General features: G+C 39.8%; 23 protein-coding genes and 4 tRNA genes. 14 read left to right on the top strand and 13 right to left on the bottom strand.

Annotated features, from left to right (window positions below; all coding sequences use genetic code 11):
* The first annotated feature begins 111 nt into the window (after positions 1–111).
* Positions 112–1,578, top strand: coding sequence for an FMN-binding glutamate synthase family protein (locus AAEY68_RS09600; protein WP_007579865.1), 1,467 nt, complete (start codon positions 112–114; stop codon positions 1,576–1,578).
* A gap of 49 nt (positions 1,579–1,627) precedes the next feature.
* On the opposite strand, the gene mtnK is transcribed toward AAEY68_RS09600, so the two are convergent.
* Entirely contained in the window at positions 1,628–2,845 is a 1,218-nt protein-coding gene (gene mtnK / locus AAEY68_RS09605) for an S-methyl-5-thioribose kinase (protein WP_024593814.1), read from the bottom strand.
* A gap of 129 nt (positions 2,846–2,974) precedes the next feature.
* Here mtnK and mtnA point away from each other — a divergent pair, with 129 nt between their 5' ends.
* The gene (gene mtnA / locus AAEY68_RS09610; protein ID WP_350585867.1) at positions 2,975–4,003 is read left to right on the top strand and encodes an S-methyl-5-thioribose-1-phosphate isomerase; all 1,029 of its coding nucleotides are present in this window, start codon (positions 2,975–2,977) and stop codon (positions 4,001–4,003) included.
* Here the strand turns inward: mtnA and AAEY68_RS09615 are convergent.
* From AAEY68_RS09615 to AAEY68_RS09630, 4 genes are all read right to left on the bottom strand, one after another.
* On the bottom strand, positions 3,992–5,056 hold the full coding sequence (locus tag AAEY68_RS09615; RefSeq protein WP_007579871.1) for a RelA/SpoT domain-containing protein: 1,065 nt from the start codon (positions 5,054–5,056) through the stop codon (positions 3,992–3,994). The genes mtnA and AAEY68_RS09615 overlap by 12 nt on opposite strands.
* 129 nt (positions 5,057–5,185) lie before the next feature.
* The gene (locus AAEY68_RS09620; RefSeq protein WP_350585868.1) at positions 5,186–5,764 is read right to left on the bottom strand and encodes a 1,2-dihydroxy-3-keto-5-methylthiopentene dioxygenase; all 579 of its coding nucleotides are present in this window, start codon (positions 5,762–5,764) and stop codon (positions 5,186–5,188) included.
* Positions 5,761–6,447, bottom strand: coding sequence for an acireductone synthase (mtnC, locus tag AAEY68_RS09625; protein WP_024593811.1), 687 nt, complete (start codon positions 6,445–6,447; stop codon positions 5,761–5,763). Before mtnC ends, AAEY68_RS09620 begins: the two co-directional genes overlap by 4 nt.
* Positions 6,444–7,073 (bottom strand): methylthioribulose 1-phosphate dehydratase, encoded by a 630-nt coding sequence (locus AAEY68_RS09630; RefSeq protein ID WP_024593810.1) that lies wholly within the window; start codon positions 7,071–7,073, stop codon positions 6,444–6,446. Before AAEY68_RS09630 ends, mtnC begins: the two co-directional genes overlap by 4 nt.
* Positions 7,074–7,181: 108 nt before the next feature.
* On the opposite strand from AAEY68_RS09630, the gene AAEY68_RS09635 reads away from it, so the two are divergent.
* From AAEY68_RS09635 to AAEY68_RS09645, 3 genes are all read left to right on the top strand, one after another.
* Entirely contained in the window at positions 7,182–8,324 is a 1,143-nt protein-coding gene (locus AAEY68_RS09635; RefSeq protein ID WP_024593809.1) for a methionine aminotransferase, read from the top strand.
* Positions 8,312–9,085, top strand: a complete 774-nt coding sequence (locus tag AAEY68_RS09640; protein ID WP_024593808.1) for an amidohydrolase — start codon at positions 8,312–8,314, stop codon at positions 9,083–9,085. The genes AAEY68_RS09635 and AAEY68_RS09640 overlap by 13 nt, the downstream gene beginning before the upstream one ends.
* 75 nt (positions 9,086–9,160) lie before the next feature.
* Positions 9,161–10,576: a mannose-1-phosphate guanylyltransferase/mannose-6-phosphate isomerase gene (locus AAEY68_RS09645; protein WP_024593807.1), complete on the top strand. Its 1,416-nt coding sequence runs from the start codon at positions 9,161–9,163 to the stop codon at positions 10,574–10,576.
* Between the two features lie 30 nt (positions 10,577–10,606).
* Here AAEY68_RS09645 and AAEY68_RS09650 read toward each other — a convergent pair whose 3' ends face one another.
* The 3 genes from AAEY68_RS09650 to AAEY68_RS09660 all read right to left on the bottom strand — a co-directional run bounded on the left by AAEY68_RS09650 (position 10,607) and on the right by AAEY68_RS09660 (position 14,176).
* Positions 10,607–12,763, bottom strand: a complete 2,157-nt coding sequence (locus AAEY68_RS09650; RefSeq protein ID WP_024589456.1) for a response regulator — start codon at positions 12,761–12,763, stop codon at positions 10,607–10,609.
* A gap of 167 nt (positions 12,764–12,930) precedes the next feature.
* Positions 12,931–13,587, bottom strand: coding sequence for a helix-turn-helix transcriptional regulator (locus AAEY68_RS09655; protein ID WP_004334929.1), 657 nt, complete (start codon positions 13,585–13,587; stop codon positions 12,931–12,933).
* 220 nt (positions 13,588–13,807) lie between these two features.
* Positions 13,808–14,176, bottom strand: coding sequence for a histidine triad nucleotide-binding protein (locus tag AAEY68_RS09660; RefSeq protein ID WP_007579887.1), 369 nt, complete (start codon positions 14,174–14,176; stop codon positions 13,808–13,810).
* A gap of 92 nt (positions 14,177–14,268) precedes the next feature.
* Between AAEY68_RS09660 and AAEY68_RS09665 the strand changes: the two genes are divergently transcribed.
* On the top strand, positions 14,269–14,868 hold the full coding sequence (locus tag AAEY68_RS09665) for a DUF2057 domain-containing protein (RefSeq protein ID WP_007579888.1): 600 nt from the start codon (positions 14,269–14,271) through the stop codon (positions 14,866–14,868).
* Positions 14,869–14,926: 58 nt separating this feature from the next.
* Here the strand turns inward: AAEY68_RS09665 and AAEY68_RS09670 are convergent, their stop codons facing one another.
* Complete coding sequence (locus AAEY68_RS09670) at positions 14,927–16,768, bottom strand: M1 family metallopeptidase (RefSeq protein WP_024593806.1); 1,842 nt, start codon at positions 16,766–16,768, stop codon at positions 14,927–14,929.
* Positions 16,769–16,911: 143 nt separating this feature from the next.
* Here AAEY68_RS09670 and murB point away from each other — a divergent pair, with 143 nt between their 5' ends.
* The 8 genes from murB (at position 16,912) to tuf (ending at position 21,464) form a co-directional block, all read left to right on the top strand.
* Complete coding sequence (gene murB / locus AAEY68_RS09675) at positions 16,912–17,922, top strand: UDP-N-acetylmuramate dehydrogenase (protein ID WP_024593805.1); 1,011 nt, start codon at positions 16,912–16,914, stop codon at positions 17,920–17,922.
* Positions 17,919–18,911 carry a bifunctional biotin--[acetyl-CoA-carboxylase] ligase/biotin operon repressor BirA gene (gene birA, locus AAEY68_RS09680; protein WP_024593804.1) on the top strand — a complete coding sequence of 331 codons (993 nt, stop codon included), beginning with the start codon at positions 17,919–17,921 and terminating at the stop codon, positions 18,909–18,911. The genes murB and birA overlap by 4 nt, the downstream gene beginning before the upstream one ends.
* Positions 18,908–19,618 (top strand): type III pantothenate kinase, encoded by a 711-nt coding sequence (locus AAEY68_RS09685; protein WP_024593803.1) that lies wholly within the window; start codon positions 18,908–18,910, stop codon positions 19,616–19,618. The genes birA and AAEY68_RS09685 overlap by 4 nt, the downstream gene beginning before the upstream one ends.
* Before the next feature lie 126 nt (positions 19,619–19,744).
* Positions 19,745–19,820: transfer RNA gene (locus AAEY68_RS09690), tRNA-Thr, on the top strand.
* A gap of 40 nt (positions 19,821–19,860) precedes the next feature.
* Positions 19,861–19,945, top strand: a tRNA-Tyr gene (locus tag AAEY68_RS09695).
* A 44-nt stretch (positions 19,946–19,989) separates the two neighbouring features.
* Positions 19,990–20,064: transfer RNA gene (locus tag AAEY68_RS09700), tRNA-Gly, on the top strand.
* 11 nt (positions 20,065–20,075) lie between these two features.
* Positions 20,076–20,151: transfer RNA gene (locus AAEY68_RS09705), tRNA-Thr, on the top strand.
* Positions 20,152–20,279: 128 nt separating this feature from the next.
* Positions 20,280–21,464: an elongation factor Tu gene (tuf, locus tag AAEY68_RS09710; protein WP_024589451.1), complete on the top strand. Its 1,185-nt coding sequence runs from the start codon at positions 20,280–20,282 to the stop codon at positions 21,462–21,464.
* A gap of 246 nt (positions 21,465–21,710) precedes the next feature.
* Here the strand turns inward: tuf and AAEY68_RS09715 are convergent, their stop codons facing one another.
* The 4 genes from AAEY68_RS09715 to AAEY68_RS09730 all read right to left on the bottom strand — a co-directional run.
* Entirely contained in the window at positions 21,711–22,907 is a 1,197-nt protein-coding gene (locus AAEY68_RS09715) for a dipeptidase (protein ID WP_024592698.1), read from the bottom strand.
* Positions 22,908–22,971: 64 nt separating this feature from the next.
* Positions 22,972–23,226: a YheU family protein gene (locus AAEY68_RS09720; RefSeq protein ID WP_007582257.1), complete on the bottom strand. Its 255-nt coding sequence runs from the start codon at positions 23,224–23,226 to the stop codon at positions 22,972–22,974.
* Positions 23,223–24,215 carry a hydrolase gene (locus AAEY68_RS09725; RefSeq protein WP_007582255.1) on the bottom strand — a complete coding sequence of 331 codons (993 nt, stop codon included), beginning with the start codon at positions 24,213–24,215 and terminating at the stop codon, positions 23,223–23,225. The genes AAEY68_RS09720 and AAEY68_RS09725 overlap by 4 nt, the downstream gene beginning before the upstream one ends.
* Positions 24,216–24,865: 650 nt before the next feature.
* Positions 24,866–25,053 (bottom strand): hypothetical protein (locus tag AAEY68_RS09730; protein ID WP_350585869.1); only part of this gene is annotated, 188 nt, incomplete at its 5' end.

Here is a 25,053-nt window from a genome sequence, read left to right on the forward strand (position 1 = left end):
TATAAGGCAGTTAAAGCCTTGAACAAATAAAAGTGTTATGTCATTTTGGTGATATAGCACTTTTTTATTTTAAAAACAGTCATCAAGGGGCCTTGGGTGAGTAATTTTATAATGTTTAGTATTGATGTATTTGCAAGTATGTTTATTGTTGTTTTAGGGTTATTGGTTTTAATCGTTGTCGTTTTTTATATTCGAGATGTAACACAAACCAAGCATGCAATTAGACGTAATTACCCTGTTATTGGTCGCTTTCGATATTTTTTTGAACGCCAAGGTGAGTTTTTTAGACAGTACTTTTTTGCTCAAGATAGAGAAGAAATGCCGTTTAACCGCGCAGAGCGTAGTTGGGTTTATCGTGCAGCAAAAGATGTTGACCGTACGGCTGCATTTGGCTCCACGCAAAGCTTAGAAGTAACAGGTACGGTTATGTTTATGAACTGTGCATTTCCTACTTTAGACGAAGAAGCGCTCGACCCGAGTAATGTTACTTTGGGTCCATACTGTAAAACACCTTACACGACCAACTCGTTATTCAATGTATCTGGTATGAGTTTTGGTGCGCTTTCAAAGCCAGCTGTACGAGCCTTATCAAAAGGGGCAAAACTAGCGGGTTGTTGGATGAACACCGGTGAAGGGGGATTAAGTCCTTATCATTTAGAAGGTGGTGCCGATTTAGTGTTTCAGATTGGTACAGCTAAATATGGTGCACGAGACGAGCATGGAAATTTAAGTACCGAAAAGCTAAAAGAAATAGCGGCTCACGAACAAGTAAAAATGTTTGAACTTAAAATGAGCCAAGGTGCAAAACCAGGTAAAGGCGGTATGTTACCAGGGCGCAAAGTTAACGCCGAAATAGCTAAAATTAGGGGCATACCAGAAGGGCAAGATTCTATTAGCCCCAATGGTCATCCTGAAATTAAAAACCCAGCCGATATTCTCGATATGATTGCCACTGTGCGTAACGCGACAGGTAAACCTACAGGGTTTAAAGCCGTTATTGGTGCTTACGGATGGTTAGAAACGTTGTTCGCTGAAATAAACCACCGTGGTATAGAGTCCGCGCCTGACTTTATTACCATAGATAGTGCTGATGGTGGTACGGGCGCAGCACCACAACCGCTTATGGATTCAGTGGGTTTACCACTGCGCGAAAGTTTACCGCTTGTAGTTAATATGCTTGAAAAACATGGGCTGCGAGATCGTATTAAAATAATCGCCTCAGGTAAATTAATTGTTCCTTCAAAGGTTGCTTGGGCGTTAGCGCTCGGTGCTGATTTTGTTGTATCGGCTCGAGGGCATATGTTTGCACTGGGCTGTATTCAGGCAATGCAATGTAATAAAGATACCTGTCCGACCGGGATCACTACGCATAACGAGCGTTTGCAACGCGGTTTAAATGTAGCTGATAAAGCGCAACGAGTAGCTAACTATAATAAATACATTCATTACGGAGCTGGGCTAATAGCCCATTCTTGTGGTGTGACTAGTGCACGCGAATTAAAACGTGAACATGTACGTATAGTGCAAGAAAGTGGTTTATCAGAACCGCTCGATAAAATTTACGAAAACTATAAGTAAGTTTTTAACTAACTAAAAAAGGCGCTAATAGCGCCTTTTTTAGTGTTTTTTAGTTTAATTGGCTTATTAATAAACTAAAAAATGCTTCTTTGTTGTTGCACGTGTGGGCATTCAAAATAAGTTGCTCGCCTAGTGCTAATGTTTGTTTTTGCACTATAAGACGCGCCTTATCATCACCAATACTATCTATATCGGTTACATGTGCAAGCCCTATGGTGCGCCTAATTAACTCAGCACCACAGTAACCAATGGCGTCTTGTAGAACCCCTTTTATAAAGTATTCACCGTAGCCTGTAACCTTTAGCGCATTATCAGTAGTGTGCTCATTTATAAGCGTAAGCCAATGCTGTTCAAATAAGGTATAGCATTCAACAAGGGTGCTTAATAAGTGGGTTTGGTAATTACGACGAGCCACAAAATCTTCAATATGCCCGTATTGTGCGCAGTAATTTAAAAGTAAATTGCCAATAAAAGAGCCAATATCGAACCCAGCAGGACCAAAAAAACCAAACTCAGGATCGATCATCTTTGTATTATTACAATCAACAAAAATACTGCCGCTATGCATATCACCATGGAGTAATGTTTGCGGGTTAGATAAAAAATTAGCTTTTAATTTTGCTATTTCTAACTTTAATGCGCTGTTTTTGTGTATTGCATCAACTTCGCTTTGTAGTTGCTTTGGGTAGTTATTGCGTTCGTGCTCAATGTACGGATCGCTAAAAAATAAGTCTTCAGTGATTTGGCAAAGCTCAGGATTAGTGAATTGGCTAACGAGTGCTTTTTTAGTTTGTGCGGTTAAATAATAATCTGAATTATAAAAACCAGTATGGCTTAAGTAGGTCGCTACGTGCTGCGCCAATTTAGGAAATTGCTCAGCATTATTTTGTGCAGTTCGCAGTATTTGTAAATTACCTAAATCTTCTAAAATAGTCAGTGCTTGCATTTCACTATAATGTAAAACCCTAGCAGTATAAGTTGGGCAAATAGCGCCGTGATTAAGCAAAACTTGTGCTTCTATACGAGCTCTATCAAGCGTTAATGGCCACGACTCACCCACGCAACGCGCATAAGGCAGAGCTTGCTTTAAAATAACACTATTGTTTTGCTCATCAGTAATTCTAAATACTAAATTAAGATTGCCATCACCAAACTCATATGCCGATAAGGCTTGTCCGGGAGCAAAAAAATTACATTGTTTAGATTCAATTAATGTCGATACATAATCGATAGCGCGCTGTGCATTAAAAGCAACATAGTTAGTCATGGTTTAAATCTCAAAAATCAGCTTTTAAGCATTCTATACCTTTAAATGTTTAGATGTCTACAAGTCCAACTTGAGAGTTATTCAAAGTGGTGTAAAATAACGTTACGCATTTTTAATACCTTAAGCATTATGCAAAATTTAATCGCAAGCAGTGTAAAATACGAAAACGGGTCGCTTAGTGTGCTCGACCAATATTTACTACCTCACCAGCAGGTATGGCATCAATGCCATGATGTAGAAACCATGAAAGAGCTGATCATTAGTTTAAAAGTACGTGGAGCTCCACTTATTGGTTTAAGCGCGAGCTTGTTAGTGGCGTATTTAGCTGAGCAAGGGGTAGTTAAAAGTGAGCTTGAAAAAGCAATCAATGAGCTAGAAGCCACTCGCCCAACGGCGGTTAATTTAATGCATTGTATGGCTGCATTGCGTAAAGCTTTAACGCAAAGCGATTATGTTACCGGTATTGTTACCACAGCCGAGCGGTTGTTTATTGAAGATATTAAGCTGTGTGAGCGAATGGCAAGCCGTGGCGCCGAACTTATAAATAGTGGCGACAACATATTAACTCATTGCAATACAGGGGCGCTTGCAACCGCTGGTATTGGTACTGCACTAGGTGTTATCTATAAAGCGCAGCAAAAGCATAGCAACATACATGTGTGGGTTGATGAAACACGACCATTATTACAAGGCGGTCGCTTAACTGCCTTTGAGCTTGAGCGCTGGAAAATACCTTACACATTAATTTGCGATAATATGGCGGCGAGTTTAATGGCTGCAGGTAAGGTGGATAAAATAGTGGTAGGGGCTGATCGCATTGCTGCCAATGGTGATTTTGCTAATAAAGTGGGTACTTATAATTTAGCCGTACTAGCGCATTTTCATAACATTCCATTTTATGTAGTTGCGCCTATTACCACGCTTGATACCAACACCGCGTGTGGTAATGATATAGAAATAGAGCAACGTAATCCTCAAGAAGTGCGCGGAGTTAGCGGTAGCTTTGGTGAGGCTTTATGGGCGCCCACTAATGCTAATGTGTATAACCCTGCATTTGATATAACGCCGGCAAAACTGGTCACAGGGTGGGTGTTAGATACGGGTGTGTATAACCAGCAACAAGTATTAATGGGTAAACTTAAAGAGCTAACTCAATAATATGCGACTGAATTCTGAAAGAAACTCAGAGGTACTATTTAGGTAGTTGGGGTAGGCTTTTTCTATTGATTTCAAGTCGCTCCCTGCTACCAGAAGCACGTTATTGTGAGTTTGTTTTTCTTGTTCGGCGTAATGTGTTAGAGCTTCTTGCTTTTTATTCTCTGCATATAAAAAGACTCGACCCATTTGTGTTTCTGTGTTGTGAACGAGTAAAGCAAAGCCTGTATCTTTCGATTTATTTTTAATTTCGTCAACTTGGAATGCGCGATTAAATGCATCAAGCTTATGAAATGCGGCTAGCTTTTTATTTAGTGCCGAAAGCTCATCAACAAAGGCCTGCGATTGTTGTGAACTTAATTGATTTGAACCATCTTTGACTGCAAGAAACTCACCCATGATAAAAAATAATCGCTTCCAATCTGTGTCGGCTGCTTGGGGATTAGTTTTTAGTGTTTCTTTTTCAATAATATCTACAATTTCAACAGTAGTAGCCCAAAGGTGCTGAAGCCTAGTGCGCAACTGAACTTCAATTTGAAAGCCTTTATAATCGTGAGATTCTAAATTGTTATAACTTTTATAAACACGATGAATACCTCTGTAGCCCGTCGCTTTTGGGTTTTCAATATAATCATATGACTTAACGCTATGAACAGCTCTACTCGAGTCTAAACTGGCGTTGAGTTGATATAGATGCTCTAGATTATCTAAGATTACTCGGCAGCCACCTATATCGTGCATTCGCTTCAGATTTATTGCGTTTTCACTTTTACCATCTAACGAGGCTCTTTGTAACTTATCTATAATAGTTGGCAAGCGCTTTAAGCGTCTAACTATAGTCGCCGACTCTAGCAAATGAAGCTTTTTTACATGTTTCCATACGAGGTTTTTAATAATAGTCAGCGGATATAAATGTGCTGCACGATAATTCTGTACAACCTCTATTGCAAAGTCAAAATCACCTTCATTTTTACGAAAAATACGACCAGCCTTTTCAACTTGCTTACGTGAGTAGGCTAGTTGTTGTTTAGACTTTTGATATTGTTCGTTCACCATTAGAAAGTTACTCTTTATCAGCTGCATTGCTAAAATAATATTACAGAGTTAAGTGATTGAAGTCATCCTGCAAATAGCATAAATACGCTTATAGAAAATATAGTTTAGGCATGCGTGCACTGAGCTTTATTAATCGAGCAAGGGAAATTGCTCTGCAATAGACGAGTCAGTGCTTTTTGCTACCCAGCCCTCTGTATTGTTAAATAAGCGAATGGCAGTAAACTCAGGGTCGCTTCCCATATCAAACCAATGTGGGGTAAGTTCAGGCACTGAAATTAAATCGCCTTGTTGGCAAAGTACCTGATAAACCTTATTGCCTAAATGTTGGCAAAGTACCTGATAAACCTTATTGCCTAAATGTAGGCAAAATAACCCTTGGCCTTTTACAAAAAAACGTACTTCGTCTTCACTATGAGTATGTTCAAATAAAAACTTTTTGCGCAGCTCTGATGAGGCAGGATTACCTTTAGCTAGAGATATAACGTCTACTGTTTGATAGCCATTTTCAGTTTTTAACCGATCTATATCGTTTTTGTACGCACTAATAATTTGCTCATGGGTGGTGTGCTCATTAATATCTGCATTTGCTTGCCACTGTTCAAAACGTACGTTTACTTTAGCTAGTTGCTGTGCAATATCATCAGCATTTGATGTGCTTACAAGTGCTTTGTTTGCATCGTTGTCGGCATATATTGTTAATTGGCTCATACTAATTGCTCCAATTTAAATTGGCTAAAGTCATTAATATAAGGGTGTGCTTTAGTGCTTGCTTGCCCATCACGAATTAAATGTAGTGTTTTTAAGCCCGCAGCCTGCGCGGCATCAAGCTCGCCGGCTACATCACTTAAAAAGAGTATTTCTGCTGCTTTAAACGGTAACAGATCAACAATAGTGTTATAGGTTGTTTGCTCTTGTTTTGCGCCAACTTTGGTGTCAAAAAAGTCAGTAAACAAGCTGCGAATGTCACCATAATCACTGTATTTAAAAAGTAGCTGCTGCGCTTTTACCGACCCTGATGAGTACACATATAAAGTAATATCGTTGTTGTGTTGAGTTTGTAAAAAATCAAATGCATCTGGGTATAAATGACCTTTAAAATCACCGTGTTCATAACCTGTTTGCCAGATTAAGCCTTGTAACTGCTTAAGTGGAGTGATTTTTTTATCTTCATCAATCCAGGTAAGTAAGGTGGTAATGACTTCTTCTATATTGGCGTTTGGCTTTTCGATAAAGGCTTTTACGGCACTAATTTGCTCGGCTACATCTGGCTTATTAGCATTGGCACGTACAAAGGTAGGTAACTGCTTTGCCGCGTAAGGAAACAACACCTCTTTAACAAACGAGATGCGGGTTATTGTGCCTTCGATGTCGGTTAAAATGGCTTTAATCATTTAGTTACTCCCGCTTGAATACCGATTATTTTTAGGCGCTCTAGTTCGCAGCTAAATAAAAATTCTAAAGCTTCTAGGTGGCGACGAACTTCATCAATATTGCGTCCTACTGCATATAAACCATGACCACGTATCAGTACGCCGTGCTCTATCGGCGTATGTAAATGATGGTCACTGACCAGCAGGCTTAATCGGTCAATATCTTGATCGTTATCGAAAATAGGAATGCTCAGCGTTTCTAAATGCGAAGTAAAGCCGCTCAGTGCTTTTTGCATTTCATAGCCTGTTAAATCAAGCTGATGCCTTTGGGTAATTTGCGACAGTACGGTGGCGGCTACAGAATGAGTATGCAAAACACACTGTGCATCAGGTATAAGCTGATACAAACTTAGGTGTAATTGTGTTTCTGCCGATGGCTTTACAGCTCCTGCTAGGCGCTCGCCTTGGTGATCTAATTGCAAAAAATGCGCTTGCGTCAGTGAGCCTTTATCGTGCCCACTTGCTGTAACAACAAAGCCAGTGCTAGTACGAGCTGAAAAGTTTCCACCTGTTGCGGGTACCCAGCCTTTTTGGCTAACCCATTTTCCGGCTTCAATAAGTTGTGAAATAGCGGTATTGTTTTGCATACATTCCTCACTAATGAGCGTAAAGTTAATTGTTTTTAGACGGCTATACTTCTGTTTTAAGCAATGATAGCATCGCTTTAAGCGCAAAACCATCATTAAGGGCATCACGTGTTTGAAAGTAAATTACCAAATTTAGGCGTTAGTATATTTAGCCAAATGAGCGGGTTGGCTAATGAGTTTTCGGCAATTAATCTCTCTCAAGGCTTTCCTGAGTTTGATGCTCCTGATCTTTTAAAAACGCAGTTAAATTATTATGTGCAGCAGGGCGTTAATCAATATTCACCTTCAAGTGGTGTACCACGATTACAGCAACAAATTGCTGATTTAGCAAAGCGCAAATATGCAGCTGATATAAACGCGGCTGATCAAGTTACTGTTACCTCAGGTGCAACAGAGGCATTGTTTGTGGCTATTCAAACAATTGTGCGCCCAAGTGATGAAGTGATTGTATTTGACCCTGCATATGACTCTTACCAACCCGCAATTGAACTTGCTGGTGGAAAGTCGGTACACATTGCTTTAAGTGCGCCTAACTACACCATTGATTGGCAAGTAGTGAGCCAAGCAATTACTAAAAATACCCGTGCAATTATTATTAATACGCCTCATAACCCAAGCGGTAAAATATTACAGCCACAAGATATAAAAGCGCTTAAAGAGTTAGTTGGTACTCACAATTTGTATGTAATAAGCGATGAGGTATATGAGCACATTACGTTTGATGAACAACCGCATTTAAGCGTATTACGCGATGATGAATTATTTGCCAAAAGCTTTGTTGTATCGAGTTTTGGTAAAACGTTTCACAGCACGGGCTGGAAAATGGGTTACTGTATTGCACCTGCAGATTTAGCCGTCGAATTTAGAAAAATTCATCAGTACGTTACGTTTTCAAGTTTTACCCCCGCACAGCATGCGCTTGCCGATATGCTCGAGCAGCAAGGCGAGCATATAGATGAGCTAAGTGGGTTTTATCAGCAAAAACGTGACTTATTAGCGAGTCATTTAAGTAACAGCCGTTTTAAAATTTTACCTAGCCAGGGCACTTACTTTTTATTGTTAGATTACAGCGATGTATCGGATTTAAACGATGTTGATTTTTGCCACTGGTTAGTTGAGCAAGCAGGTGTTGCGGCTATTCCGTTAAGTGTGTTTTATCAAAAGCCCCCAACCGATAAGGTCATTCGTTTATGCTTTGCTAAAAACGACAACACTCTCATAGAGGCTGCGAAAATATTATGTCAACTTTAACCATTACAGCATTGCAAAGCTCGCTTTATTGGCTTGATAAAGATGCTAATTTAGCCATGTTTAATAAACAGCTTGAAGCAATTACGCATCGGCCCGATCTTATTTTACTGCCCGAAACATTTTCGACTGGCTTTGCTATTAATTTAGATTGTGCAGAGCCTGAAAACGGTAAAGTACTGACGTGGTTAAAGGCGCAGGCTCATAAACATAATGCGGTTATTGCGGGTTCGGTACTTGTTGCACAAGGCGATAAAAAAGCAAATCGGTTTTATTGGGTAAAACCCGATGGAGAGGTGAGTTATTACGATAAGCGCCATTTATTTCGCTTAGGCAGTGAGGGCGACTACGTTGTAGCAGGGCAAGCACGCAAAGTTTTTGAAATCAATGGTTTTAAACTATTACCGCAGGTATGTTACGACCTGCGCTTTCCGGTATTTCAACGTAATAATAACGACTACGATGTAATGATAAACGTAGCAAATTGGCCTGCTGTGCGCCGCCATATTTGGGATACGTTACTTATGGCGCGTGCAATGGAAAACCTATGTTACGTAGTAGGCGTTAATCGCGTGGGGGAAGACGGTAATGGTGCCTTGCACAATGGCGGTACAGCGGTATACGACTTTAAAGGCGATGCATTAACTAAAGCGCAAGATAACACCGAGCAGCTAGTTACAATAACACTTGAAAAAGCACCATTGGATGAGTTTAAAGCGGCGTTTCCTGCCTATTTAGACGCAGACCCTTTTACATTAGTATAAACACGTTAATTTAGCGCAGAGCCAATAAAGTGTTAAAATAGCCGCTGATATTTTTGTTGGCGGCTAATATACATTATGAACACTTTAATCACTCCTGTAATTTTAGCTGGTGGCATAGGCTCTCGCTTGTGGCCGCTTTCTCGCCAAGCAATGCCTAAACAATTTTTACCACTACTAAATGAAAACACGTCATTACTGCAAAGTACATTGGCGCGTGTTTCTAATGAGTTGTTTGATAATACTATTTTAGTGTGTAATGAGCAGCACCGATTTATTGCCGCCGAGCAAGCTGCCAGCTCAAATCCTAGTGCATTATTACTCGAACCCAAAGGTAAAAATACCGCCCCTGCCATCGCATTAGCCGCCCACTATGCACTGCAAAATGGGATTACCGGTCCGCTATTAGTGATGCCTGCCGATCATCATATTAAAAACTTTGATGTATTAACAGCTAAGCTCCCTGAAGCTGTAAAACTTGCTGAACAAGGAAAGCTAGTTACATTTTCTATTACTCCTACAGAGGCGCATACTGGCTATGGTTATATAAAACAAGGCGCGGCTATTGCTGGAACGGGTTGTTACGATGTTGCACAATTTAAAGAAAAGCCTGACTTAGATACAGCGAACCGTTATTTAGCTCAAGGTGGTTATAGCTGGAATAGCGGCATGTTTTTATTTACCCCCGCAGCCTATTTAAAAGAGCTCGAGCGGTTTGCGCCAAAAATAGCAACGAGTGTCGCTGCAGCGGCACAATTTACCAAAGATTTAGGGTTTACCCGCCCAAGCAACAGTGCGCTTGAACACTGCCCAAGCGATTCAATTGATTACGCCATTTTAGAGCGCAGTAATAACGTAGTTGTTATGCCTGTTGATTTAAAATGGAGTGATGTAGGTAGTTTTTCATCCCTTGATGCGCTTACAAAAAAAGATAAAAACGGTAATAGTTTAAACGCTAATTATATGGCTCAAAAAAGTACTAATAACTTAGTTATTAACGAGGCTGAACACACTATTGCCACGCTTGGAGTAAGCAATTTAGCAATTATTCATACTCATGATGCCACGTTAATTGCAAACCAAAATGAGCTAGATTCTTTGCCTTTGTTGCTTAAGCAAATTGCTACAACACAGGCTGATAAACTTAACCATCATCAAGTGGTTTTTCGCCCATGGGGGAATTACCGTACTTTGGTTGAAGGCATTGGCTTTAAAGTTAAGAAAATTACAGTTAACAGCGGTGCTAAGCTTTCGACGCAGCGCCATCAGCATCGCGCTGAACATTGGGTTGTGGTTTCGGGTATTGCAGATGTGTGTATTGATAAGCAAGTACATACGCTAACGCACGACCAATCGTGTTATATCGCCGCAAAGCAAATTCATAGCTTGGCTAATAATCAAAAAGAGCCGTTAATTGTCATTGAAGTGCAAACCGGCACTGTACTTAATGAAAGCGATATAGAGCGATTTGATGATAAATATGGAAGAGGCTAATAATTAGCTATTTTTAAAGCTAATACACTATTACTCTAACTGCCCACGCACAAACTTTAAATATTGCTCTAAGCTTCGTTGCCACAGATCTAACGCTTCATCAAGCATATCGTTGTGTGGCTTTTTATCGAGTAAACGACGTTCTATTTTTTTAAGCTCAATACCATAGCGATTAAAACCAAGTTGCAGAGCGGTACTTGCTTGGCGATGTAAAAGCTTAATGCATTGCTCTGGTTGTTGATCAATAAGCTTTTGACAGCGAATTAGCTTGTTACGCGCCGAAAGCACAAACTCATTATAAATCGACGATACTTCATCTTCACTAAACGAGCTGGTGAGTGTTTCGGCCGCTGTTTTGTCATACAACGTATCAATAAGCTCTACTGCAATACTCGCAGTTTGATTAGATTGAGAGTCGCTAAGTGCTTGGCGAAGCTTTTCGTGCTTAATAGGCTTGCCTACAATGTCTTTTATTCCTAATTCTAAATATTCTTTTACTTCGTCGGGGCTAAGGCTTGCAGTAAATGCGAGTACTGGAGTTCGTTGATTTTTATGATCAATGCGTTTTAGACGTTTAAGTACTTCTTGGCCTGTTAAATCAGGTAGGTTCATATCAAGCAAAACAACATCGAAGTGGTGAGCTTGCATGAGCTCTATGGCGCTTTTCCCATCTTTTGCGAGCTTAATTTTGTGTTCATCGTCGGCCATAAATTCTATAGCAATTTTTTGATTTAAATCTAAATCTTCAACCAGTAGTACATCAAGACCTGTTAAGTAATCTTTAGTTTGATGGCGCTGCTCTACAAGGCTTAATTCACCTAAAGTAAAAGTAACGGTAAAGCTAAATACACTACCAGTACCAAGCTGGCTGGCTATTTCGAGTCGGCTACTGAGCTTTTCAAGCAGGCGACTGGTAATAGCTAAACCAAGGCCGGTTCCGCCTTTCTCTTTTCCTGCACTACTTTGTACATAAGGTTCTGTTAAGTAGGCTATCTCATCATTTTCTATACCTGGCCCTGAATCTTTTACACTAATTTTTATAGTGTGCTCAAGTTGCTTTTCTAATACTAAATCAACCTGAATTTTAACGGTTCCGTGGTCTGTAAACTTAATGGCATTACCCACTAAATTAATAATTATTTGCCTAAGTTTTTGCTGGTCGCAGTAATAACAGGCTTGCTCAGGAATATTACATATTAGTTCAAACTTGAGTTGCTTTTGCTCGGCGAGAGGACTGAGTAATAAGCATAAATTATTAAGCCATGTTTTAAACTCTACATCTTCTTCGTAAAGCGCTTCGTCACTTTGATCTAGGCTCGCGTAATCAAGGACCTTATCTACCAATAAGTTAAGTGATTCGGCAGAATTTATAATCGCTTCGCAATAGGCTTTATTGCGGGTATCACTTGTTTGGTTCATAACAAGTTGGGCGCTGCCTAAAATACCGTTTAGCGGGGTGCGAATTTCGTGGCTTATAGTTGATAAAAAGAGCCCGCGTATTTCTAAATCTTTTTGTGCTTTATCGGCTAATTTATTGAGGTGCTGCTCTCTGCGCTCATTACATAATAACGCCATACCTGCAGCATAAAACATGGGAGCAATTACGCCATTTAAAAATAATAATGAGCTAAACCAGCCGTTTACTAAAAGATTTTTTTGTTCAATGTTATCCATAAATAACGAGCGGCCAATAAAGCTTAAAGCAACAAGCGTTAAAATGGTTATGTATACAATGCTGCCATTAGGATAGGGTTTGCGTGCACACTTAATAAATATAAACAGTAAAAAACCGGCTTCTGCTATGTGTTGTATATCGGATGCAATCACTCTTTCGTGTAAAGATGGGTCAAAAAAGGTGTAATAGCCAAGCATTACAGTGCAAAAAGCGGTCACTGAGCAGAGTAATTTAAAACCAATACCGCGATAATTTAAAAACTGACTAAGTGAAAGGCAGTGCACTATTGATGCGGCAAACATCATGCTACTGGCAGCGCTAATAATTACTAAATTATGTGTATCACCAACAAGAGTAAAGCCAATAACAGAGCCTAATAGCAATATGGGATAGAAAATGTATAGCAGCGTGCCCGATATTTGTTTGTTTGTTCGCCATGTCAAAAAGTTAAGTAAGGTCATTACGACCATGATGGCGATGCTGGCAAAATAAAGAGTGAAGGAGTCGAGCATTAATATTCCAGCAAAGTAGCTATTAAACTAAGGTTATCAAAAGTATACACTTATACCAATCCTCAAAACAGATTACTTAATTAAGCTAATTGTTATTAGATAAGTATATAGCACATACAAAAACAGACACCTAAGTGTCTGCTTTTAAATTTAAACTAAATATTTGATTAACGAATTTCATCAGGGATATTTTGTTGTGCCCACGATAGAAGTTCAATACGGTTACGACATTTAGTTTTTCTAAATGCACTGTATAAATGTGTTTTAACAGTATGTGGACTAATACTTAAATCTTCTGCGATCTCTTTATTTTTCGAACCTTTACTCATTAGTGAGATTATTGCTTTTTCTCGCTTAGTAAGTTTAACAGGCTCAATATCACCTTCGGTTAGTTTATGCAGCGCATCTTTATTAAATTGCAGCATACGATTTAATGCATTACACATAATATCGCGACGGTACCAAAGTTGATCTTCAAGTAGTAAGCGAATACCTTTCATTAATACATCGGCGTTATCTGTTGTGTAAAATACGCCACGAATACCGCTTAACAATGCACGATTAGCAAGCTCAGGGTTTTCGTCTAAATTAAATAATATGATATCGCATTTAATACGTAGGTTTACTAGTTGTTCTTTTAGTTTTCCCCATGCATCCTTGCTTGATGTTTCAATAAACAAAAGTCGAGTCCCTTCAGGTATGTCTAAAATATTAGTACCTGTGGTTACGTCAAGGCCTTGCGTTTTTAACAAAGGTTCTAAAACGTTAATACCAATAGTGTTAATTGGCTCTTGATCTAATAACAAAAAGGCTGAACTGCTCATGTTTTTTATACTCTTTTATAAAGCTGACTGACTAAGTTTACCACGACTTCCACACCTTTTGTATTAGAAAATCGCTGATGTACTCAATAACAAATACGATATTACGATTATTTAAACACAAAATGTTGCAAATAAGTAACTATTTATTCTTTATAACTATGAAAAATCATAACATTTGTAACTAATTAATTGAGTGGAACAATTTAATAAAAACTTTTAATTATTTTACTTTTTTTACATTTTGATAAGGTGGCCAGCCCATTTCTTTACCGCCAAGCATGTGTAAATGTATGTGATAAACAGTTTGCCCACCATGTTCGTTACAGTTCATAACTACGCGGTATCCGTCCTCAGCAAAATTATGTTGCTTAGCTAATTTAGCTGCAACTACGTATAAGTTGCCTACTAAATGTGAGTTTTCAGGATTTATATCATTTATAGTAGCAATTGCTTTTTTTGGGATAATTAACACATGAAATGGCGCTTGTGGGTTTATATCTTTAAATGCGAGAGTGTTTTCATCTTCGTAAATAATATCTGCTGGAATTTCACGATTAATGATTTTGGTAAAAATAGTTTCTTGGCTCATAGTGTGTTCCTAATTAAGTGTTGTGAATTTTAAGCTCACTAATGACAAACTTTCAAAGCAGTGTCAAACTGAAATCAAATAAAGGAGTTAATATGCTTAAACCAATTTTAATAAGTAGTGCAGTTGCATTACTACTTAGTTTTTCGGCTAATGCTGAGAATATTCACTTTCCAGAAGAATTTGTACCACTGCAAGTGGGCGATAAAATGCTAGAAAGCTCTTTGTTTAGTCGTATTGATGATGTAGAGCTTGCCCCCGGAACTTATCAGCTTAGGCTAAAGTACACCGATTTATATGAAGATGATTATGACACGCACGAAGTTGTGGAGTCGGAACCATTTTGGGTAAGTGTAACTGTTGAAGCAGGTAAAGATTATACCTTAGTGTTTAATCGTGCTGAAAATTCAGTATCTGCAAAAGTATTTGCAGAGGCACCACAAGTTAGTTTAAAAGCAAAAAGTAGCGCTGTTGCTAAGCCTTTAAGTGTTATTTCTAACACGCAGCTAGCAAGCAATAAACCGGTAATGCAAAATACAATGCCTGCAGGACCTTCACGTCCTAGTCAGCCAATAAAGCCGATAGCACCAATTACAGGTAAAGGCATGCCAAGTGCGCCGCAAATGCTTGATTTTTGGTGGCAACAAGCCACAACTGCAGAGCGTAAAGCTTTTTTAGAAAAAGTAACAAAGTAAAATAACAGAAAAACAAAAGGGCCAAATTTGGCCCTTTTTAGTTTCTAGTTAACACTATTTATTCAAATAGTGCGTCAATAGTACCTTGCGCAAGAGGGTGATACCCAGGGCGTGCTTTTAAGTACACGCTTTGTGCCCAGTCTTTTTTACCGTTAGTGATAAGTGATTTATATAACGGCACAATTAACTTACGACGGCCAATACCTGATAAGTGCTTATTAAGCGCAGGATAAATTGGTTGATAACCATTACCTACTGCTAGCATAAACCAAGCAAACGCACGTTCAGCGTTAGTTGATTGCGTTAGGTTAAATTCACTATCAAGCTCGCTCATTTTCTCTATGCTTAAATCGCGTGGTAAGTTATTTAAAAAGTGTAGCCACTCATGCACAGACCAATCAGCCGTTGGTAGTTGAGCTGCTGTTGTGTCGCCTTTCAACCATGCTGCTGTTGCAGTATCTACTTTATCAAATGCATCAGAAGTAGGGTTTGGCGCATCACTTGGTAAGCCAGGCTCAAAAATCCATTCGTTTACTTTATCCATACTTACAACACCAGGGTACTTCTCAATTAAGTTAGCTTTTAAGTAAGTAACAAATTGCGCGGTAGTAAGTGATTTAAACGAAAATTCTTTAAAGTATGCTTTTACAAACGGGTCAAACTTATCGCGGCCATATTTATTTTCTAGATAAATTAAAAATAACTGACCTTTAGTGTAAGGCACTGAGCTAAACGCATCGTCTGGGTCGCGGCCATTAAGTTTTAAATTAAGGCGTGTATCTGGTGCATCAATTGTTTTAATTTGTGCGCGTAAAGACGCTGAATCAAGTGCTTGTTCCATAACCGCACGGTCACGACCAAATACTTCTTCCATAATGCGGTTTTCAACGTACGAGGTAAAACCTTCGTTTAACCATAAATCTTCCCACGTTGCGTTAGTTACTAAGTTACCTGACCAAGAATGAGCAAGCTCATGGGCAATAAGGTTAACTAAGCTTTTATCACCGGCAACAACCGTTGGGGTTATAAATGATAAGCGTGGGTTTTCCATGCCACCAAACGGAAAACTTGGCGGTAGCATTAATAAGTCGTAGCGACCCCATGCATATTCGCCGTACATGGCGTTTGTTTTGTCGATCATGGCTTGAGTGTCGTCAAATTCAGCAACTGAGGCATCTAAAATTGTAGGCTCAGCAAATATGCCCGTTTGGTGCGACATTGCTTTAAATTCTAAGTTACCTGCGCCAATAGCAATTAGGTAAGGTGAAATTGCTTGTGGCATATCAAAAATGTAGTCGCCATCTTTATAAAGCGCATCTTTGTTATCGGCACTCATTACAGCACGTATATCTTTTGGTGTATGAATTCGTGCAGAGTAAGTTACACGCATTGCGGGTGTATCTTGCACTGGGATCCAACTACGTGCATGAATTGCTTGCGATTGGCTGTACATAAATGGATGCGTTTTACTTGCCGTTTGCTCTGGTGTTAACCATTGCAGGCCAGATGCTTCTGGACGACTGTTGTAGTAAATACGAACTACTTCAGCTTGGTTTTTAAACTTAATAGTAAGCTTTGAACCTTTAACGTCATCTCGCTTAGCTAAATCAAAAGTCGCCTTTTTCCAGTTACCACTTTGGTCTTTGTACATTACTTTATCAATGTCTAAGTCGCGGGTATCAAGTACCAGAGTTCTACTTTTGCTGTTGTTCCACTGAAGAGTATGCTCCACAAAACCTTCTAACTGCTTGTCGGCAAAGTCGACATCTAAATCAAGGTTTAAGTGAGTAGTAACAACATCATCAAGGTTAGCATACGAGTTTTGGTCAATCGCATTAGCCATTGCTTGCGAACACATACCCGCCATAGCGAGGCTTAAAAAAAGAGGTTTAATTTTCATCATTACTCTGAACACAAATAAAAAAGTGCTGGTTTTATATCACGATTGACACGGTGGGTTGAGTGATTTTTACAATCTAGTGCCACATTTGCGACGATGAGGTAAACTATTGCGATTAGTTACCGGTATTTTTAGAGAGCTTTGTGGCGCATTCATTACACTCCTTACATACATTCGCATTAAACAGCCAATGCCAAAATTTTGTTGAAATTACTCAGCTTGAGCAACTTAAAACGCAAAGTTTTAGTGCACCGTTTTGTTTGCTAGGCGAGGGCAGTAATACCGTATTTTTAAATGACTACATGGGTACGGTTATAAAAATAGCCTTAAAAGGTATTAAAATTACCGAGCGTGAGAGCGACACACTAATTAGTATTGCTGCAGGCGAAAACTGGCATCAACTAGTCAGTTATTTATTAGAGAAAAATATACCCGGGCTTGAAAATCTAGCACTTATACCGGGCACTGTGGGTGCATCGCCGGTACAAAATATTGGTGCTTATGGCGTTGAGATAGCTAAATTTATTGAGTTGGTAGAGCACTTTGATATAACTACTAAAACTATGCACTCACTAAATAACGAGCAATGTGAATTTGCTTACAGAGACTCAATATTTAAAAATGCTCTCAAAAATAAAGCGGTGATCACGCAAGTGCATTTAGCGCTCCCAAAAAAATGGCAACCAGTATTAAGTTATGGCCCCCTGCAGCAGCTCTCAAGCATCACCCCGCAAGCAGTATTCGATCAAGTTATAAAAACGCGCAATAGCAAATTACCTAACCCATATACACTTGCCAATGCGGGTAGCTTTTTTAAAAATCCAATAATAACCAACCAGCAGTTAGCTGAACTATTAAAGCAATTTGCAGATTTACCTCATTACGAATATGGGCAAAGTCATCACAAGGTCGCGGCAGGTTGGCTAATCGATCAAAGTGGTTTAAAAGGGCACCGCGAGGCCGGTATAGAAGTGCATCAACAACAAGCATTAGTACTTGTTAATCACGGAAATAGTGAAGGTATCGACCTAATAAATATGATTAAACACATTCAGCAAGTGGTTTATACACGTTACAACATTATGCTAGAACACGAGGTACGTTTAATAGATGCGCGCAGCGAATGCCATATTAACGCGGAGCCTGAGCAATGAAAGCACCTGATGGAAACAAACTCGCTATTTTAAATGCACTTAACCAAGGTGGCTTTGTATCTGGCCAAGCCTTGGGTGAAAAGCTAGGAATTAGCCGAGCTGCGGTGAGTAAACATATCAAAACGTTACAAGAAATGGGCTTGGATATTTTTAAAGTGACTGGCAAAGGCTATTGTTTGAATAACCAAGTGGGCCTTTTAAATAAAACGCAAATTGATCAGCACTACAAAGCGCTAGGTGCTAATACTGCCGATGTAGAAGTGCACCCTATTATTGATTCGACCAACAGCGAGCTTATGCGCCGTATACAGGCCAAAACAGCGCTTGAGTCTGGCACTGTTATTGTTGCTGAAATGCAGCAAGCAGGACGCGGCCGACGCGGCCGTGTTTGGCAATCCCCATTTGGCGCTAATTTGTATTACAGTTATTTTTGGCGCTTAGATGACGGGCTTCAAGCTGCAATGGGTGTATCAATTGCGGTAGGCCTTGCTGTTTATGATGCAATTAAAGCGTTATACCAAATTGACGTAGAGCTTAAATGGCCTAACGATATTTATATAAATAAACAAAAACTTGCAGGTGTATTGGTTGAATTAGATGGGCAACCGCAAGGACCTTGTCAGTTAGTGATTGGTATAGGTATTAATTTACAAATGCCTGAGAGTTTTAGCCAACATATAGACCAAGCGTGGACCGACTTAAATCAACATACTCAAAAGCTTGATAAAAACCAGCTGGTGGCGTCACTTACTTATCATTTAGAGCAGCGTTTAGTGCAGTATCGTCAAACTGGCTTACAAGATATGTATGAGCAATGGAATTCGCTTAATGCGTTTGCTGGCGATTATGTTGAGCTAAATACAGGACACCGAAGCTGGCGTGGAATATGCGAAGGTATTGACCCACAAGGTGGAATACGAATTCGCCAAGATGGTGAAGTAAAAAGTTATTACGGTGGGGAAGTCTCCCTCAGAAAGGCGCAAGTATGAGATTACTGATCGACGTAGGAAATACATCACTAAAAGCTGTGCTGTGGCATAACGAGCAAGCACAACCAGCAGATATAAATAACTTACCTTGGTTACAAATAACCGAAGTGATTTATGCGTGCGTAGGGCGCAGTGATTTACTAAACGATATTCTCGCGCAAGCGGCTAGTAATAATATTACTAGCTTTGAGGCCAAGGTAACCAAAACGCTTGGAGATCTTGTATGCGCTTACGAGCATGTGGGTAACTTAGGCATAGATAGGTGGCTTGCGCTTATTGCAGGCTTTACGTTATATCCAAACACAGCATGTATTGTTGTTGATGCGGGTACTGCGACAACAATTGATGTGCTCAATAGTGAAGGGTTACATTTAGGTGGCTGGATTTTACCCGGGCTTGATTTAATGACCTCATCGCTTACACAAAACACCCAACGTGTTTTTGATGACGGTAAAACACCGTTTACTAATGAATTGGGTAAAAACACGCCAAATGGTTTAAAAAACGGTGCCTTAGTGGCAACCATCGGGGCAATTGAGCAAGCTAAGCTGAATTTAACGGCTCAAAAAACAGAACAAGCAACACAAATTATTTTTGCTGGTGGCTATGGCTCACTATTGCAGCAGCAATTTGCAGGAAGTATTTTTGATTCATTGCTCGTAATGAAGGGATTGAATTATTGGTACGAATTAACCGAAACAGTATAAAAAAGTGCAAAAAACGCGTTTTCGCGTGAATATTGAGCATTTAAACTAAAAATTTACACTTTTTTTAATTTTATTGTTGCATCCCAATAAACCTTACTCTAATATCTCGCCCCGTACTAAAGCAGTGCCGACTTAGCTCAGCTGGTAGAGCAACTGACTTGTAATCAGTAGGTCAACCGTTCGACTCGGTTAGTCGGCACCACTTTCCTTTTACCGGAAGTGAATTAGTAGAGAATTATCGTGGAGGGGTTCCCGAGCGGCCAAAGGGATCAGACTGTAAATCTGACGGCTCAGCCTTCGCTGGTTCGAATCCAGCTCCCTCCACCACTTTATTCTTGACGGTTAGAGGTAGTTTAAGAACAGATTTTTATGCGGGCATCGTATAATGGCTATTACCTCAGCCTTCCAAGCTGATGATGCGGGTTCGATTCCCGCTGCCCGCTCCAGTTCTTGTGTTGCTGATATAGCTCAGTTGGTAGAGCGCACCCTTGGTAAGGGTGAGGTCGGCAGTTCGACTCTGCCTATCAGCACCAGTCCTAAGAATCTCCTTGATTACTTCCTTTATCTGTCAGAAAATACTATTTGAAAAAATTAACTTAATCTACCTCTGGTGGATTATTTTCATATGTAATTTAGATACACAAAACTGATAGGTTCCGTCATGGCAAAAGAAAAGTTTGAACGCGTAAAACCGCACGTAAACGTTGGTACAATTGGCCACGTTGACCACGGTAAAACTACACTAACTGCAGCAATCACTAACGTACTTGCAAAAGTATACGGCGGTGTTGCTAAAGATTTCGCATCAATCGACAACGCTCCAGAAGAGCGCGAACGTGGTATCACTATTTCAACGTCTCACGTTGAATACGATACTCCTTCACGTCACTACGCACACGTAGATTGTCCTGGTCACGCCGATTATGTTAAAAACATGATCACTGGTGCTGCTCAAATGGACGGCGCGATCTTAGTAGTTGCTGCGACTGATGGCCCTATGCCACAAACGCGTGAGCACATCCTTCTTTCTCGTCAAGTTGGCGTTCCTTACATCATCGTGTTCATGAACAAATGTGACATGGTAGATGACGAAGAGCTACTTGAACTAGTAGAAATGGAAGTTCGTGAACTTCTTTCAGAATACGATTTCCCAGGTGATGACTTACCTCTAATTGCTGGTTCTGCGCTTAAAGCGTTAGAAGGCGAGAAAGAGTGGGAAGATAAGATTGTTGAGCTTGCAAACGCACTTGATACTTACATCCCAGAGCCAGAGCGTGACATCGATAAGCCTTTCATCATGCCTATCGAAGACGTTTTCTCAATCCAGGGTCGTGGTACTGTTGTAACTGGTCGTGTTGAAGCTGGTATCATCCGCATCAATGACGAAGTAGAAATTGTTGGTATCAATGATACAACTCGTTCTACTTGTACTGGTGTTGAAATGTTCCGTAAGCTTCTAGACGAAGGTCGTGCTGGCGAAAACATCGGCGCACTTCTACGTGGTACTAAACGTGAAGACGTTGAACGTGGTCAAGTACTAGCTAAGCCTGGTTCAATCAACCCACATACTACATTCACTTCAGAAGTATACGTACTTTCGAAAGATGAAGGTGGTCGTCATACTCCATTCTTCAAAGGTTACCGTCCACAGTTCTACTTCCGTACAACTGACGTAACGGGTGACGTACAGTTACCAGATGGCGTAGAAATGGTAATGCCTGGTGATAACATCAAGATGACAGTAACTCTAATCGCACCAATCGCGATGGATGAAGGTCTTCGTTTTGCTATCCGTGAAGGTGGTCGTACTGTAGGTGCTGGTGTTGTAGCAACTATCGTAGCGTAACAATTAACGTTAAAGTTAATTGTTAGAAAAAGGTCACTCAGGTGGCCTTTTTTAATGCCTGAAGAAAAGTGATTTGCTCCTAGGTATAGCTTTATTGCCGAAGCTTGGGTTAAGTTTTACGAAACCCGAGGAAAAAGGTTGCTGAAAATAACTGAGCTCTTAGATATAAAAAAAGCACGGCTAGGCCGCGCTTATATTGAGTTAGCTCTTGGTCTTTTAGCCAATTACTAATATATGATAAAAGCTTTAATGCTTTTTCGCATACTCTTCAGCTTGTTTTAAAACTCTTAATAAATTACCGCTAAGAATCTTTTTAATATCTTTGTCGCTGTAATCTCTGTCCATTAAACCTTGAACAAGATTAGGGTAGCTAGATACATCTTTTAAACCGATAGGTAATGAATCGCCAACTCCATCATAATCAGAGCCAATACCTACATAATCAATACCAATTAGCTCAACTACGTGATCAATATGGTCAAGCACCTGCTCAAGACTTGCAAATGGATACGGGTTTTTAGCGCGGTACGCAGCATCAAAATCTTTGCTTAATTTAGTGCCGTCTTTTTTAACGGACTCTTTTGTGCTTTTTAACTGCTTGCCCCAACTGCCTGCTTTAGCGGTAACAAAGCTTGAGCCAAAGTTAATTTGAATAACGCCGCCATTTTCTTTAAGTGCCAATAGCATATCGTCATTCATATTACGCTCAAAGCCAGGCGTGTATTTACGAAGTGATGAATGTGAGGCAATTACGGGTGCTTTAGATAGATCCATAACCTGATAAAACGCATCATCAGAAATATGCGATACATCGATTAGCATACCAATATTATTCATTTCAGTGACAAGCTCTTTACCAAATGGGCTTAAGCCTTTCCATTTACGGCGTATATCGTAAGACGAATCCGAAATATGGTTGCTTTGCGAGTGCGCTAGCGTAATGTAGCGAATGCCACGGTCGTAAAAGTGCTGAAGGTTTTTCATATCCCCTTCAATAGGAGAGCCGTTTTCCATACCCATCGCTATAGAAAGCTTGCCTTGTTCAAATTGCTCTTCTATATCAGTACTTGAGCTAGCAATAGCAAACTTATCGGGTGCGCGCTGGGCTATGGCTTCCATACTATCAATCATTTGATTGGCTAGCTGGTAGCTTTTTCCTTTACCTTCAAATTCCAAATGCGCAGGAATATAAATCGACATAAACGGTGCGTTTAAACCGCCTTTTACAGCGCGAGGGTAGTCAAAATCGCCATCAGTTGTCGCTTTAGTTACATCAACCCAGCTTTCGTGAATTCGATAAGGTACGTCGATATGGGTATCAATTAAAATGGTGTCTTTAGCGAGTTTAATTGCCTTGTCAGATGCTGTTATTGTTTGTTCTGCTTGGGCTTGGCTAGTTAAAGCTAGTGATATGGCTACCACTAGAGTGCTGAGTTTTATCATGTTTTGGCTCTTTGGGTAAAAAGCCATTGTGTACGTTCAATTCAAAAGTTACAAGTACTACACCTTAATCAAACGCCTCTGCTTGATGCTCTTCACTTTGCAGCGCTTTAAATTCGCCCTTAGAAATAATAGTAACTGACTCATGTAATTCAGAGAAAAACACCATCGCTTCACCATTTTTAAGCTGAAGCTTAACTTGGTTAACTTTAGATTCGATGCTTGCTTCTACTTCGCCATAATCGGTGCCTTCGCGCAGTACATAGCTTTCTATTAGGTTGTATAGTGTATCTTTATCGAGTTGTTCAAAAGGGATAATCATAATTGCTCTTTGTTTGCGTTGCCTAAAACATGTTGCCCAAAATAGCATGGCACGGCTTTCTCTAACCAAAATATAGGCTTAAACGGATTTTTACCGCTAATAAAACCAACGTGTCCGCCTTTGTCAGAGATGCGCAGCGTAACATGCTCACTTACGTCTTGCCTACTTGGTACGGCCTTAATTGAGAGCATAGGGTCGTCTTTGGCATGAATAATAAGTGTAGGTATAGCGATATCTTTTAAGTACGGCATTGCACTGGCTTTGCGATAGTAATCGTGTGCGTTTTCAAAACCATGCAGAGGGGCTGTTAACTGATTATCAAACTCTAATAAATCGTCAATTTTCATTAACTGTTTTGGTGTTAGAGAAATTTGCTGCTTAATTTGTGGCAGTTTTCGCTGCATTGATTTTTTCATGCGATCGAGCAGATATTTTTGGTAAATTTTACCTAAGCTTTTACGAATAACATCGCTTGATGACGACAAATCATAAGGAGCAGATACCACCGCTGCAGCACTTAGTGGGCATGCTTGTGATTGTTCACCTAAGTATTTGGCCAGTACGTTACCGCCTAACGAAAAACCTACAGCGACCATAGTGCGCTCAGGAAACTGCAGCTTTAAGTGATTTATAAAAAAGGCTAAATCGGCGGTGTCACCGCTGTGATAAGCGCGAGGTAGCCGATTGACTTCAGTTGAGCAATTTCTAAAGTGCATAAGCACAACTGCATAACCTTGCTTTTTTAACGCCTTCATCATGCCTTTGGCATAAAAGCTATTTATATTGCCTTCAAGGCCATGTAAAACAACGGCAAGTGGAGCGGTTTCGTTATGTGGAAGTGACCATGCGAGCTCAATAAAGTCACCATCAGGTGTATCAAGTTGCTCAAGTTCGTAGCGAGTGTGGTGAAATGGGCGGAAAAAACGCGGCATTATGGTTTGAACGTGACGATTGGTCATCCACCATGCTGGTTTGAACTGAGAGATCATGTTTGTACTACGCACTTTGTATTAAACGAAAAGCTAGTGTACCAAATTTTTCGCTTCAGAAAATAAAAAGCGCCTAACTAGTAAACTAATAAGGCGCTTTAGTGCGTCGTGCTTAATTTTGTTCGGGAATTTCTGCATCATGTATTTTTTTCAAAAAGAAAAAAGCAAAAAATATACACAAAGAAACAACGATGGTTAAAAACCCAAAAGACATAAATAAAACTGGATCTGTAAAAAAGTCTCTAAAGAATACGTTCATGAGTTGTTCCCCTCGTTGTTGATGGGTTAATCATAGGCGGTGTTTGCAGGTCGCAACGTGATCGAGATCAAGTTATTTACATAAGCAGATATAGGGCTGAAGCTAAGTTGATTTAGATCATGCTTTAAGGGCTACTAAGTTATTACCACTGAGAGCTAAGAGAGTTTTTCGCTTGAAATAGTGAGCTGATTGTAATCCATGTTTTTTCACTTCCCCTAAAGCGTAGCGCTTTTAACTTTTTTGAGTAAACCACTTAAAGATTTTTTGCACAAAGAGAAAAGAATGAGAAGTAAATGAGGGTAGAGCAACAAACTGCTCAATATTTATATCTAAGTAATTTAGTTTGTTTTCCTCTAAAAGCGAAGCGCCTCTTAACCTCTTTGTGAGTAAATTACTTAAAGGTCTTTGCGCAAAAAGAAGAAAAAGAGAAGAAAATTAGGGCAGGGTAATAAAATGCTGAGCTAAACAACCGCTCAATATTTATATTTTTATCTAAGTAATCTAGTTTGTTTTCCTCTAAAAGCGAAGCGCCTCTTAACCTCTTTGTGAGTAAATTACTTAAAGGTCTTTGCGCAAAAA

Source organism: Pseudoalteromonas sp. RB2-MNA-CIBAN-0110 (assembly GCF_040309305.1).
Taxonomy (GTDB): domain Bacteria; phylum Pseudomonadota; class Gammaproteobacteria; order Enterobacterales; family Alteromonadaceae; genus Pseudoalteromonas; species Pseudoalteromonas arctica.

Excerpts from the sequence above, each read along its gene's own strand:
- AAEY68_RS09650 (WP_024589456.1), bottom strand. The coding sequence starts at position 12,763 with ATGCTCGACTCCTTCACTCTTTATTTTGCCAGCATCGCCATCATGGTC.
- mtnA (WP_350585867.1), top strand. The coding sequence starts at position 2,975 with ATGCAAAATTTAATCGCAAGCAGTGTAAAATACGAAAACGGGTCGCTT.
- AAEY68_RS09620 (WP_350585868.1), bottom strand. The coding sequence starts at position 5,764 with ATGAGCCAATTAACAATATATGCCGACAACGATGCAAACAAAGCACTT.
- AAEY68_RS09715 (WP_024592698.1), bottom strand. The coding sequence starts at position 22,907 with ATGATAAAACTCAGCACTCTAGTGGTAGCCATATCACTAGCTTTAACT.
- AAEY68_RS09615 (WP_007579871.1), bottom strand. The coding sequence starts at position 5,056 with ATGGTGAACGAACAATATCAAAAGTCTAAACAACAACTAGCCTACTCA.
- AAEY68_RS09720 (WP_007582257.1), bottom strand. The coding sequence starts at position 23,226 with ATGATTATCCCTTTTGAACAACTCGATAAAGATACACTATACAACCTA.
- mtnK (WP_024593814.1), bottom strand. The coding sequence starts at position 2,845 with ATGACTAACTATGTTGCTTTTAATGCACAGCGCGCTATCGATTATGTA.
- AAEY68_RS09725 (WP_007582255.1), bottom strand. The coding sequence starts at position 24,215 with ATGATCTCTCAGTTCAAACCAGCATGGTGGATGACCAATCGTCACGTT.
- tuf (WP_024589451.1), top strand. The coding sequence starts at position 20,280 with ATGGCAAAAGAAAAGTTTGAACGCGTAAAACCGCACGTAAACGTTGGT.
- AAEY68_RS09655 (WP_004334929.1), bottom strand. The coding sequence starts at position 13,587 with ATGAGCAGTTCAGCCTTTTTGTTATTAGATCAAGAGCCAATTAACACT.
- birA (WP_024593804.1), top strand. The coding sequence starts at position 17,919 with ATGAAAGCACCTGATGGAAACAAACTCGCTATTTTAAATGCACTTAAC.
- AAEY68_RS09600 (WP_007579865.1), top strand. The coding sequence starts at position 112 with ATGTTTAGTATTGATGTATTTGCAAGTATGTTTATTGTTGTTTTAGGG.
- AAEY68_RS09630 (WP_024593810.1), bottom strand. The coding sequence starts at position 7,073 with ATGCAAAACAATACCGCTATTTCACAACTTATTGAAGCCGGAAAATGG.
- AAEY68_RS09670 (WP_024593806.1), bottom strand. The coding sequence starts at position 16,768 with ATGAAAATTAAACCTCTTTTTTTAAGCCTCGCTATGGCGGGTATGTGT.
- AAEY68_RS09640 (WP_024593808.1), top strand. The coding sequence starts at position 8,312 with ATGTCAACTTTAACCATTACAGCATTGCAAAGCTCGCTTTATTGGCTT.
- AAEY68_RS09645 (WP_024593807.1), top strand. The coding sequence starts at position 9,161 with ATGAACACTTTAATCACTCCTGTAATTTTAGCTGGTGGCATAGGCTCT.
- AAEY68_RS09660 (WP_007579887.1), bottom strand. The coding sequence starts at position 14,176 with ATGAGCCAAGAAACTATTTTTACCAAAATCATTAATCGTGAAATTCCA.
- mtnC (WP_024593811.1), bottom strand. The coding sequence starts at position 6,447 with ATGATTAAAGCCATTTTAACCGACATCGAAGGCACAATAACCCGCATC.
- AAEY68_RS09665 (WP_007579888.1), top strand. The coding sequence starts at position 14,269 with ATGCTTAAACCAATTTTAATAAGTAGTGCAGTTGCATTACTACTTAGT.
- AAEY68_RS09685 (WP_024593803.1), top strand. The coding sequence starts at position 18,908 with ATGAGATTACTGATCGACGTAGGAAATACATCACTAAAAGCTGTGCTG.